At 68.3% G+C, this 11,702-nt stretch carries 11 protein-coding genes and 1 tRNA gene; 2 read left to right on the top strand and 10 right to left on the bottom strand.

The window, feature by feature from the left end:
* Window positions 1-33: 33 nt before the first annotated feature.
* Genes ACNPNP_RS16505 through ACNPNP_RS16480 form a run of 6 tightly spaced genes read right to left on the bottom strand, consistent with a single transcriptional unit; the run spans window position 34 to window position 7,149 of the window.
* On the bottom strand, window positions 34-1,773 hold the full coding sequence (locus ACNPNP_RS16505; protein WP_448967112.1) for a protein kinase domain-containing protein: 1,740 nt from the start codon (window positions 1,771-1,773) through the stop codon (window positions 34-36).
* On the bottom strand, window positions 1,770-3,227 hold the full coding sequence (locus ACNPNP_RS16500) for a peptidoglycan D,D-transpeptidase FtsI family protein (protein ID WP_448967111.1): 1,458 nt from the start codon (window positions 3,225-3,227) through the stop codon (window positions 1,770-1,772). The genes ACNPNP_RS16505 and ACNPNP_RS16500 overlap by 4 nt, the downstream gene beginning before the upstream one ends.
* Complete coding sequence (locus ACNPNP_RS16495; protein WP_448967274.1) at window positions 3,224-4,618, bottom strand: FtsW/RodA/SpoVE family cell cycle protein; 1,395 nt, start codon at window positions 4,616-4,618, stop codon at window positions 3,224-3,226. Before ACNPNP_RS16495 ends, ACNPNP_RS16500 begins: the two co-directional genes overlap by 4 nt.
* Complete coding sequence (locus ACNPNP_RS16490) at window positions 4,618-5,937, bottom strand: PP2C family protein-serine/threonine phosphatase (RefSeq protein ID WP_448967110.1); 1,320 nt, start codon at window positions 5,935-5,937, stop codon at window positions 4,618-4,620. The genes ACNPNP_RS16495 and ACNPNP_RS16490 overlap by 1 nt, the downstream gene beginning before the upstream one ends.
* 7 nt (window positions 5,938-5,944) lie before the next feature.
* A complete protein-coding gene (locus tag ACNPNP_RS16485; RefSeq protein WP_448967109.1) occupies window positions 5,945-6,460 on the bottom strand; it encodes an FHA domain-containing protein FhaB/FipA in 516 nt (171 codons plus the stop codon).
* Entirely contained in the window at window positions 6,457-7,149 is a 693-nt protein-coding gene (locus ACNPNP_RS16480) for an FhaA domain-containing protein (RefSeq protein ID WP_448967108.1), read from the bottom strand. The genes ACNPNP_RS16485 and ACNPNP_RS16480 overlap by 4 nt, the downstream gene beginning before the upstream one ends.
* A gap of 229 nt (window positions 7,150-7,378) precedes the next feature.
* Between ACNPNP_RS16480 and ACNPNP_RS16475 the strand changes: the two genes are divergently transcribed.
* Window positions 7,379-7,461 (top strand) — tRNA-Leu (locus ACNPNP_RS16475).
* A gap of 56 nt (window positions 7,462-7,517) precedes the next feature.
* On the opposite strand, the gene ACNPNP_RS16470 is transcribed toward ACNPNP_RS16475, so the two are convergent.
* The 4 genes from ACNPNP_RS16470 to ACNPNP_RS16455 are packed head-to-tail and all read right to left on the bottom strand — an operon-like array spanning window position 7,518 to window position 10,966.
* Window positions 7,518-8,435, bottom strand: coding sequence for a hypothetical protein (locus ACNPNP_RS16470; RefSeq protein WP_448967107.1), 918 nt, complete (start codon window positions 8,433-8,435; stop codon window positions 7,518-7,520).
* Window positions 8,436-8,440: 5 nt separating this feature from the next.
* Entirely contained in the window at window positions 8,441-9,133 is a 693-nt protein-coding gene (locus ACNPNP_RS16465) for an aspartate/glutamate racemase family protein (protein ID WP_448967106.1), read from the bottom strand.
* Between the two features lie 16 nt (window positions 9,134-9,149).
* Window positions 9,150-9,752 (bottom strand): response regulator, encoded by a 603-nt coding sequence (locus ACNPNP_RS16460; protein ID WP_448967105.1) that lies wholly within the window; start codon window positions 9,750-9,752, stop codon window positions 9,150-9,152.
* Entirely contained in the window at window positions 9,749-10,966 is a 1,218-nt protein-coding gene (locus ACNPNP_RS16455; protein WP_448967104.1) for a sensor histidine kinase, read from the bottom strand. Before ACNPNP_RS16455 ends, ACNPNP_RS16460 begins: the two co-directional genes overlap by 4 nt.
* A gap of 156 nt (window positions 10,967-11,122) precedes the next feature.
* Here ACNPNP_RS16455 and ACNPNP_RS16450 point away from each other — a divergent pair, with 156 nt between their 5' ends.
* Window positions 11,123-11,677, top strand: coding sequence for a small multidrug efflux protein (locus ACNPNP_RS16450; protein ID WP_448967103.1), 555 nt, complete (start codon window positions 11,123-11,125; stop codon window positions 11,675-11,677).
* Window positions 11,678-11,702 lie beyond the last annotated feature (25 nt).

The raw sequence follows: 11,702 nt of genomic DNA, 5'->3' as shown, positions 1-11,702 counted from the left end.
AAGGTTACCCTCAGCTCTGCTGTGAGATCACTCTCAGCCCTCGGGGAGTTCGCCTCCATCGCCGGGGAGCACGCTCGCCGGCTGGATCGTCACGGACATCGGCGGCGACGACGGGGTGACGCGTTCGTCACTGCTCGCGCAGGTCGCCGTGTACGTCGCGATGAGCTCCTGGCCCTCCGCGTCTGCGACCGTGACCTCCGCGCTGCGCTGCGTCGGCGGGAAGTTCGGTCCTCCCGAGACGAAGGTGCCGTTGGTGAGCTGCACCGTGTAGCGGGTGAGGTTCGTGCCGCTGGGGCATACGAAGTCCGCGCCCCACGAGAGCGTCACCGTGCCACCGGCGACGGGGTCGCCGGTGATCGCGGGAGCGTCCGTCGGTGCGGGGAGCGCTGCGCGGTCGCCGTACGTGGTCAGGGTGATCGTCTGATCGATCGAGACGTTGCCGAGCGGCTCGACCTTGTAGACCTTGCCCACCTGGTCGTCGGATCCGGCGGGATCGCCCGGCACGCAGGTGATGTCGCTGAAGCCGTTGTCCGTCAGGGTCGTGGTCGCGGCCGCGCAGTCGAGGCCGACCAGGTTGAGCGATGCCACGTCGACGCGATCCGGCTCCGGAGGCGGAGTGGGCGTCTGAGACGTCGGCTTGGGCGTCGGGGTGGTCGCCGAGGTGGTGGTGGTCGTCGGGTCGGGTTCGGGGTCGCCCTGGTTCAGCAGCGCGAACACCGTACCCGCGAGCACGATGGCGATGAGCACGATCAAGGCGATCAGCGGCCATGTCCACGGGCTGCGCTTCTTCTTGCCCTCGGCGTCTGCCTCAGCGCCGTCGGCGGGGAGCGCGGCCGTCGTCGGCAGGATGCGCGTCGTACCGTCGTCGCCGGTGGCGGTGAGGATGCGCGTGGCGTCGTCCCCGGCGATACCGCCGGTGGCGATCGCAGGCACCGCGATCGCCGCGGAGTTCAGGTCGCCGCGGCGCAGCGCCTGCGCAGCGCGTGCGACGGTCGCGGAAGACGAGGGCCGGTCGGCCGGCTTCTTCGCGATCATCGCCATCACGAGGTTCTGCACCGGGATCGGCACGGTCGGCGGAAGAGGCGGCGGCTGCTCGTTGATCTGCGCCATCGCGATCGCGACCTGCGACTCGCCAGTGAACGGACGCTTGCCCGCCAGCGACTCGTACGCGACGATGCCCAGCGAGTAGGTGTCCGTGGCGGGCGACGCCGGGTGACCGGAGGCCTGCTCGGGCGAGAGGTACTGCACGGTGCCCATGACCTGACCGGTCGCGGTCAACGGCACCTGATCCGCGATTCGGGCGATGCCGAAGTCGGTGATCTTGACGCGGCCGTCAGGGGTGATCAGCAGGTTGCCGGGCTTGATGTCGCGGTGCACGAGTCCTGCCGCGTGCGCGGCCTGGAGCGCGGATGCCGTCTGGGCGACGATGTCGAGCGTCTTGTCGGCGCTCAGCGCGCCGTCGCGCTCGAGCAGCGTCGACAGCGCCTCGCCGGGAACGAGCTCCATGACGAGGAAGGCGCTGCCGTTCTCCTCGCCGTAGTCGAAGACACTGGCGATGCCCTCATGGTTGACGAGCGCGGCGTGCCGGGCCTCGGCGCGGAAGCGCTCGAGGAAGCCCGGATCCCCCATGTACTCGTCCTTGAGGATCTTAATGGCGACGGTACGTCCGATGACGTGATCCGTGGCTTCCCAGACCTCGCCCATGCCACCGATCGCAATACGCGACTGAAGCTCGTATCGACCACCGAACGACACACCCTGCGTCGGCCTCATCCGTTAAGCACCGCCTCAATGACCTTCTTCGCGATCGGGGCGGCGAGCGTGTCACCGGATCCCGACTGTCCCATTCCGCCGCCGTCTTCGACGACGACCGCCACAGCCACCTGTGGATTGTCCGCCGGTGCGAAACCGGTGAACCACAACGTGTACGGCTCGTCGCCATCGTTCTCGGCCGTCCCCGTCTTACCGGCGACGTCGATGCCGTCTATTCTTGCACCCGTCGCCGCACCGTCTGCGACGCTCGCCGTCATGGCGTCGGTCACGGCGTTCGCGACGTCCGCCTCGGTCGCCCGGCCGAACTCGCTGTTCTCGTACTGACGGATCACCGAGAGGTCGTTGCCGATCACGGCATCCACCAGCCGGGGGTTCATCACGACGCCGTCGTTCGCGAGCCCGGCGGAGACCATCGCCATCTGCAGCGGGGTGGCCGTCACCTGTCCCTGCCCGAACCCGGTGAGCGCCGTCTGCGCGTCGTCCAGTCCGCGCGGGTAGCGGGATGCCGTCGACTCGAGCGGTGTGGAGAAGCTCTGGTTGAAGCCGAACTTCTCGGCCATCTCGAGGATCTTCGCATCGCCGAGCTCGACCGCCAGCTCGGCCATCGGGATGTTGCAGCTGAGGCGGACGGCGTCGGCGATCGTCACGGTCGCGCCCGGTCCGCAGGTGCCACCCGTGGCGTTAGAGACCTGGGAGGAGGACCCCGGCAGCGTGTAGCGGGCGGGGTTGGGCAGCGTCGACGACGGCGACCACTCCCCCGTCGCATAGGCGGCAGCGGCGACCAGGATCTTGAACGTCGAGCCAGGAGGGTTCAGGTTCCCGGCGATCGCACGATTCTGCAGCGGATTCGGCCGCAGCGCGTCGAGCTCGTCGTAGGCGGTCTCGGCCTGCGCGCCGTTGTGCACGGCGATCGCGTTGGCGTCGTAGCCGGGGGTCGAGACCATCGCGAGGATGCGTCCCGTCGCCGGCTCGATGGCGACCACGGCGCCCTGCAGCCCGCCGAGCGCGTCGTACGCGGCCTGCTGAGCCGCAGCATCCAGCGTCAGCTCCACGCTGAAGCCCGTCTGAGCCTGGCCGGATACGATCCGCTCGATCTCCGCGAGGAAGGCGCTCGCACCCGTACCGGAGAGATCGGCGTTGAGCGCGCTCTCGATGCCCGTGGACGACTGCAGCGCCGGATTGAAGAATCCGGTGACGCTCGACCACATCGGCGAATCGGCGTACACCCGCTGGTAGCGGAACTCGTCCTCGCTCGCGACGGAGTACGCGATCTGCACCCCGTCGGCGATGATCGAGCCGCGCTGGATCTCGTAGCTGTCGCGCAGCGAGCGCTGGTTGTTGGGGTTCTGCGCGAGGCTGTCGGCGTCGACCACCTGGATCCAGCTCGCCGCCGCGAACAGCGCGATGAACATGAACAGCATCACGATGCTGAGACGTCTGAGTTCCTTCGTCATCCGATCACCACCCTGGGCTGGCGGCGCACGCCGTCGGAGATGCGCAGCAGCAGTGCCACGATGAGCCAGTTCGCGACCAGTGACGATCCGCCGGCCGCGAGGAACGGCGTGGTCAGACCGGTGAGCGGGATGACGCGGGTCACGCCGCCGACCATGATGAACACCTGCAGGGCGATCGTGAACGACAGCCCCGTCGCGAGCAGCTTGCCGAAATCATCCTGCCCGGCGATGCCGATGCGCATGCCCCGACTGACGAACACCATGTACAGCGCGAGGATCGCGAACAGGCCGATCAGCCCGAGCTCCTCGCCGAGGCTGGGGATGATGTAGTCGCTGTGCGCGAGCGGCGTGATCGTCGGGCGGCCCTGACCGAGGCCGGTGCCCAGCAGCCCGCCGTGCGCGAGCCCGAAGATGCCCTGCTGCAGCTGGTAGCCCGCCCCCTTGGGGTCGACGATCTCGGGATCGAACGCGTACAGCCAGTTCGTGAAGCGCCCGTGGACGTACGCGAGCACCTGGGTCGCCACGAACACGCCGACGGCCACCATGGCGAGCCCGATCAGCACCCAGCTCGTCTTGCCGGTGGCGACGTAGAGCATGGCGATGAACATGCCGAAGATGAGCATTCCGGTGCCGAGGTCCCGCTGCACGACGATGATGCCGAGCGAGATCAGCCACACGACGATCACCGGGCCGAGCTCGCGCATCCGCGGCCACGTGATGCCAAGGAAGACCTTGCCGACCGAGGTGAGACTCTCGCGCGTGCGCACCAGGTAGCCGGCGAAGAAGATCGCCAGGCAGATCTTGGCCAGCTCACCCGGCTGGAATGCGAAGATCCCGCCGATCGTGACCCAGACGTCGGCGTTCGCGCCGGAGTCGCCGAGTCCAGGCACGAACGGGAGCAGCAGCAGCACGATTCCGGCGAGACCGAACAGATACGTGTAACGGAACAGCACCCGGTAGTTGTGCAGGAGGATGACGATCGCGATCGCGCCGGCGAGCGAGATGCCCGTCCAGGCCAACTGCTTGGTCGAGTACGCGTCCCACCCCGTGTTGTGCAGGGCGATGTCGATCCGGTAGATCATCGCGATGCCGAGGCCGCTGAGCAGCGTCGCGATGGGAAGGACGAACGGATCGGCGTCGGATGCGACGACGCGCAGCACGATGTGCAGGGCGAAGGCCAGCACGGCCAATCCGCCGCCGATGAAGAGGATGAAGGGGTCGATCAGCCCGAGCGCGCCGAGCTGGACGAGGCTGAGGGCTGCGCCGCTGATCGCGCAGGCGAACAGCAGCAGCCAGAACTCGCGGTTGCGCTGCGTCTGCGGCAGCCGCATCCGCTTGAGGGCCTTGATGACCGCGGTGTCCGCGGTGTCCGCGGCGACGTCGGTGCTCATCATCCGGCATCCCCTCCGTCGGTCTCGGTCGGAGCAGGCGTGGGAAGCGGGGTCGGCGGGGGCGTCGGAGCGGGTGTCTCCCCTGTCACAGCCTCGGATCCGGCCCGCAGGCGGTCCACGATCGCCATCGCGTCTGCGAGCGAGCGCGCGTTGATCGTGCGCTCGACAGACGCGCGCTGATACGGCGGCAGGTCGGCGAGCAGGATGCCGGTGTCCTCGAGCTCTGTCGACAGGGAGATGGGGCCGATGCTCTGCTGCACCCCTTGGAAGATCACGACGCTGTCGTCGTCGGCACCGATGAAGTACCGCGTCTGCGTCCAGCTGTACGCCAGCATCCCCGCGCCGGTGAGCGCGAGCAGCACGACCAGGAGCGCGGCGAACCATCCGACGCGTCGACGTTTCGCACGACGGCGATCCTCCTCGATGAGCTCTTCGAGGTAATCGGCGGCCGGCTCGAAGTGCGAGGGCTCGTTCGCGGCCTGACGCACCGGGTGCAGCCAGTTCGTGCGCCCCGCCCTGGCGGCGGGGATCAGCACACCGGACGGCGTCGATGCCGCGCCGACGATCGTCGCAGTGCCGGAAGAGACCGGGTGCACGCCGCCGACCTCGACGAGCACGACGGTCACGTTGTCGGGGGCGCCGCCGTCCAGGGCCTGCTTGAGCAGGTTGTCGGCGGTGCGTCCCGGTGGGAGCCCGAGTCGCATGGCTTTGAGGATGTGCGGCTCGTCCACGACACCCGAGAGGCCGTCGGAGCACAGCAGCCAGCGGTCGCCGGGCAGCGTGGGCATGACGAACATGTCCAGCTCCGGGTCGTGGTCCATGTCGCTGAGAACGCGCATCAGCACCGAGCGGCGCGGGTGGTAGCGCGCTTCCTCGGGGGTGATGCGGCCCGAGTCGACCAGCCGCTGCACGAACGTGTGGTCGGCGGTGATCTGGGTCAGTTCGTCGTCGCGATACAGGTAGATTCGCGAGTCGCCGATGTGTCCGATGACGGCGTGATCCTCGACCATGATGATCGCGCTGACGGTCGTGCCGAGTCCGGCGAGCTCCGGGCGCTCCTTGGCGGCGCGGATGAGATCGCCGGCGGCCGTGGTGACCGCCGCCTGCAGCGAGGCCTGCGCCTCGTCGACATCGGGGAACGGATGGTCGAGGCGCTCGAGGTGCTGGATCGCGATGCTGGAGGCGACATCGCCCCCCGCGTGCCCGCCCATGCCGTCGGCGACGGCGAACAGGTTGGCTCCGGAGTACCCGGAGTCCTGGTTGTTGGAGCGCACCTTCCCGGTATGGGAGATCGCCGCACTCGATCCTTCGAAGACCATGCCGGCGTCAGGCTCGCAACTCGAAGGTCGTGGCGCCGACCTTGACGGCGTCGCCGATGTTGATGATGACCGGCGCGCCGGAGATGCGCTTCGCGCCGAGGAACGTGCCGTTGGTGGAATCGAGATCCTGGATGGCCCACGTGTCGCCGCGCAGCAGCAGGCGGGCATGGTGGCTGGAGGTGTAATCGTCGCGGATGACGAGGCCGGACTCGCTGGAGCGGCCGATCGTCATCGGCTCCGTGCCGAGGGGGAGTTCGAGCCCTGCCTTGGGGCCGGAGGTGATGACGAGTTTGGAGACCGTGTTCACACGGGCCGCGCCACCTGCGCGCGGGGAGGGCGAGGCCTTCGGCTTGGCGGCGGGAGCGGGTGCTGCTGCGGCTCCGCCCGCGGCTGCCTCGGCGGGGAGCTTTCGCACCTTCACCCCGAACAGGTCGGCGCGCAGCGAGTACACGACACCGAACACGAAGAACCACAGCAGCACCAGGAAGCCGATGCGCAGCAGCAGGAGGACGAGTTCACTCATCGATTCGCCCCCGATGGCCGGTCGGCTGCCACGGGGACGACCCGGAAGGTCAGCTCTGTGCGCCCGATGGTGATCGTGGTGTCGGTGGGAAGCGGAGCCTCGCGAACCTTCTGCCCGTTGACCTTGGTGCCGTTGGTGGAGCCGAGGTCGCGCATCATGGCGCGCTCGCCGTCCCACAGGATCTCGACGTGCTTGCGGCTGGAGCCGGCGTCGGAGATCGTGATGTCGGCGTCGCTGCCGCGTCCGATCACACTGCGGGCCTTGGTGATCGAGTGCCGCTGCCCGTCGACGTCGATGACGGCCTGCCAGCTGACGCGTCCTTCGACGGTGCCGGAGTTCACCCGCACGGTGCCGGTGGAGACTTTCTCGTCCGATTCGAGAGCGATCGAGAGCGGGCCGGCGAAGCTGTAGCCCTGAGATCTGGCGTGCGTGTTCATCAACGCGTGCAGCTCTTCGGTGAGGGCTCCGCCGAGCCCCTGCATGCGCTCCAGGTCGTCCGCGCTGAGACGCACGACGTAGCTGTTGGGGGTGATGATGCGGTCGCGGCTGACCACGGCGGCCTTGATGTCGGCCTCGCGACGGATCGCCGATGCGATCTCCACCGGCTGGATGCCGCTGCGGAAGGTCTTGGCGAATGCGCCGTTGACGGCGCGCTCAAGACCCTTCTCAAAGCTGTCAAGTAGTCCCACTGGGCTCCTCTGGCATGGCGACGGTAGCAACATCGTAGCCAGGTGACCTGGAAATGCGCCTCTCGCCCCCATCCGGGCGCGCTCCTTGCGCGCTCCGGACGCGCTCCTGGCGCGAGAATCAAACCCCTTCTCACCGGATGACGTCGGTCCGGGCGTGGTCGGGCGAGTTAAGCGGCAGGGAAAGTGCGTGATATCCTCGTGAAGTTGACTTCTTCGGAACGAGACGCTCGCGCGAGTGGCGGAATGGTAGACGCGCTGGCTTCAGGTGCCAGTGTCCTTACGGGCGTGGGGGTTCAAGTCCCCCCTCGCGCACAGCGAGCAGAACAGCCTCTCACCAGGTGATCCGGTGAGAGGCTGTTTCTTTTGGTTCACAGCCCGAGTTGCGAGAACGGGATGCCGCGCACCACTCGGCGCCACGGATGCTCGCCCAGCGTCCACAGCATCCGCCCCTCCGGATCGAGGGCCAGGTCTTCGCAGCCGATCGGCAGGGGTACATCGCTGCGCTGAGGCGCGGTCCCGTCGCCCTCCCACAGTGCACCCGGCTGCATGCCGCGCGACTGCGAGATGAATCGTCGATCGCCCCACTGCACAGCGCCCTGCATCCGGGCGATCTGCGGCGCGCTCTGATCGACGGCGATGAACGAGCCGTCGACATCGCCCGGGATCGTGAACTCGCCGATGCGGCCGAGCTTGTCGCCGCGGTACTCGCCGATCAGCACGCGCGGCAGCGAGGCGCCCTGGTCATCGAACACCCGGCCGAGGAATGAGCAGCGCAGCGGCACCGGATGAACTCGGGTACGGACCGCCGCCAGCGCCACGGCACCGAGACCGCGACCTCGTGCACCCACGACGCGTCGCGCCGCCGCCCCTCGCAACCGCCGCGATTCGCCGAGGTCGAACTCCCAGATCCCCTGACCTGTCGCGGCGACGAAGAGGCGATCGCCGAACCAGGCGAGGCCCCCGGCATGGATCTGCGCGGGAACGAGCTCGCCGTCCTCTCCCTCGATCGTGAGGGCGACATCGAGGTGCCGCGACCGCTCCAGATCGATGAAGGTCACCCGAGACGCGAGATGTTCACCGCTCTTCGCCTTGCGGAACCAGCTCACCGCGAGCGTGCGACGCCCCTGCCACGTGCCGAAGTCGACGCCCTGCGGGTACCACTTCATCGTGTACGTGCGCGCGCTGAGCCATTTCAGCTCGACGGTGCCGCGACGCCGATGGCGCATCGGGCGCCACATCGACCCGAAGAGTCCGGAGAAGGTGAAGAGTCCAGTGAGTCCGAACACCGCGGTCAATCTCCCAGCGCGGCGGCCAGCGCGGCATCGACGTGGAGCGAGGTGGTGGGATAGACCGGCACACTCGCATCGCCGGAGGCGATGAGCAGTTCGATCTCGGTGCATCCGAGGATGATGCCTTCGGCGCCGCGTTGCACGAGTCCTGCCATGACGCGCTGGTAACGCTGCCTCGACTCCTCCCGCACGACGCCGTGGACGAGCTCGTCGTAGATCACCTCGTGCACGATGCGTCGTTCCTCCTCGTCGGGCACGATCGTGCGGATGCCGTGCCCCGCCATGCGATCGGCATAGAACGGCTGCTCCATCGTGAAGGCTGTACCGAGCAGCCCCACCGTGCGCACGCCGGAGGGGAGGATCGCCTCGGCCGTGACGTCGACGATGTGCAGGAACGGGATGCTGACGGCATCCTGTATCCGGTCGGCGACCAGGTGCATCGTGTTGGTGCACAGCACGAGAAGTTCCGCTCCGGCCTTCTCGAGCGCGAGAGCGCGGCCTGCGAGCAGGTCGCCGGCCGCCTCCCAATCGCCGGCGGCCTGCATGGCCTCGATCTCGGCGAAGTCGAGCGAATCGAGCAGGATGCGGGCGGAATGATGACCTCCGAGCCGGTCCCTGACGCGCTCATTGGCGAGGCGGTACCACTCGAGTGACGACTCCCAGCTCATGCCGCCGAGCAGTCCGATCGTCTTCATCGCATCACCTTCCGCGTCAGATCCAGCCGCGCTCTTCTGCGACCAGCACTGCCTGCTGGCGCGTCGTGACATGCAGCTTCCCCAGTACGGTCGAGACGTGATTGCGCACGGTTCCCGGCGCGAGCGACAGAGCGCGCGCGATCTGTCCGGTCGTCTCCCCGCGCCGCCCTGCCCGCAGCACGTCGAGTTCACGGTCGGTGAGAGGAGAGCGCTCGTCGCTCAGCGCATCTGCCGCGATCTCCGGGTCGACGTAGCGCGCACCAGCCGCGACGCGCCTGATGACCTCGGCGACCTCGTTCGCACCGCGCGATTTCGGCAGGAATCCGGCGACTCCGGATGCCAGCGCTCGCCGCAGCACGCCGGGCCTGGCGTGACGCGTCACGACCACGCAACGGATGGAGGTCTGGCGCCGCAGGCGCTCCGCCACCTCCACGCCGTCGATCCCGGGCATCTCCAGATCGAGCAGGCAGATGTCGGGCGTCAGCCGGATGGTCTCGGCCAGCGCCTCCTCGCCGTCGGCGCACTCCGCCACGACGTCGATGTCCTCCTCCAGCCGCAGCAGGGCGGCCAGTGCCGAGCGGATCATCGCCTCGTCATCGGCGAGCAGTACACGGATCATCGCGCATCTCCTTCCACGCCCTCGGCCGGAACGGTCACGACGACCGCGAACTCCTGCTTGCCGCGCCGCACCTCCAGGGCGCCCCCCGCTTCCGACGCCCGTCGACCGACGCCGTCGAGCCCTGAGCCGTCCTCCGAGACCGTCTGATCGCCGCCCGCGTCGTTCACGATCTCGTACCGCCACGCCTCCCCCGCCCGTTTCAAGGAGAGATGAGCCCACCTGCCGCTGCCGTGCCGCAGCACATTCGTCGTGGTCTCGCGGATGACAGGTCCCAGAACGGATGCCGGCGCGTGATCCGCTCCGGCGTCGACCGTCGCCTCAGCGGATGTGCCTGCGGCCCTCAGCAGATCCACCGCGTTGGCGATCTCGTCCGTCAGCGGCGCGGAACGGAATCGCATCGCGAGGTCACGGGTTCCCTGCTGCGCCTCGGCCACGCTCCCCCGCGCCGCGCGTAACTGTTCGAGCGCAGCATCCGGATCCTTTGCCATGAGCCGCTCGGCGAGTTCGAGCTGGAGGGCGATGACCTGAAGATGATGCCCCTGCAGATCGTGCACGTCGGTCGCGACCCGCAGGCGCTCCTGCGTCGCCGCGAGGCGGCTTTCCGACACGCGTGCACGGTCGAGCCGCACCAATACGTCCCACCACCACAGCGAGGCGACGGTCATGGCCGGCAGCATCGCCGAGAACACTGCCAGCGGCCCGAAACCCGCCGCTGCGCTGTCGAGCATGCGGAAGTCGACAACGGCGAGACCGATGATCACGACGGTGGCGGTGAGCATCGCGCGCATGCGCACCCCTGGCTGCCAGTTGAGCAGCAGAAGCGATTGCAGTACGGGCACGGCGGCGACCGTCCACAGTCCGGACATCGTGCCGGCCAGGATCGCATAGGCCACTGCCACCAGCAGCGGGAGGAGCTGTCGACGCCACCGCACCAGCCCTGCGGTGTCCGTGCGGTGACGGTAGTCGACCATCAGCGCCACGGTCGAGACGACCCAGACGAGTCCGCCGATCGCGATCGCGACGGCTGCGGTCGATGGGCGGATGCCGGCGCCGAGGATGAGGAGCACGGTGTTCGCGACGATGAACAGTTCGAAGAACAGCAGGGCAGAGATCGTGTAGTACCAGGTGGCGGTCACCCCCCTGGCCAGGCGTACGGATCCCTTCAACGCTGCGGCATCGGAGTCGTCGGGGACGGATGCGGACGCGCTGCTCATGCCGTCCACATTACGGCCATGACACATGTCACCCACCCGTCGGACGATCGCCCCGGAAAGCGGTGACAGCGGGGCACTTCTGGCACCAGAAGGAAAGCGATGAACTGGAGCCATCGCCGGGGAGATGCCCAGGCCGTCGCAAGGACAGGAACATCCATGAACCTCATCGAGACCTTCCAGAACCTGGTCGCGCAGGTGCCTGAGCTGGTGCAGCCCCTCATCGTCGCGCTGGCGGGCGCGGTGCCCTTCATCGAGGGTGAGGGAGCGGCGAGCATCGGCATCATCGGCGGCATCCATCCCGTGATCGCTGCGATCGCCGGGATCATCGGCAACTTCCTCTGCGTGCTGGTGCTCGTGCTTCTCAGCTCGGGAGCGCGCAGCGCCGTGATCGGTCGCAACCAGCAGCGCAAGGCGCGTCTGGCCGCGGCCGGCGGCGCAGGCGGCGTCACGGTGGTCGAGGCCGACGACGAGGCCGACGGCAGCCGCAGCGCGGCGCGCAAGGTGAAGTTCCGTCGGGCGCTCGACCGTTACGGCGTGCCCGGCGTCAGTCTGCTCGGCCCGCTCCTGCTGCCCACCCAGTTCACGGCGACGATGCTCGCCGCCACCGGGGTCAGTAAGGCACGCGTCCTCATCTGGCAGGCCGTCGCGATCATCGGATGGACCACCATCCTCTCCGTGTTCGTCGGCAGCGTCGTCCACGTCGTCAGCTGAGCGGACCGGCCCGGATCGGACGCGG

The sequence above is a fragment of the Microbacterium xerophyticum genome (genome assembly GCF_053543555.1).
This window is presented reverse-complemented; position numbering and strand designations above follow the sequence as displayed.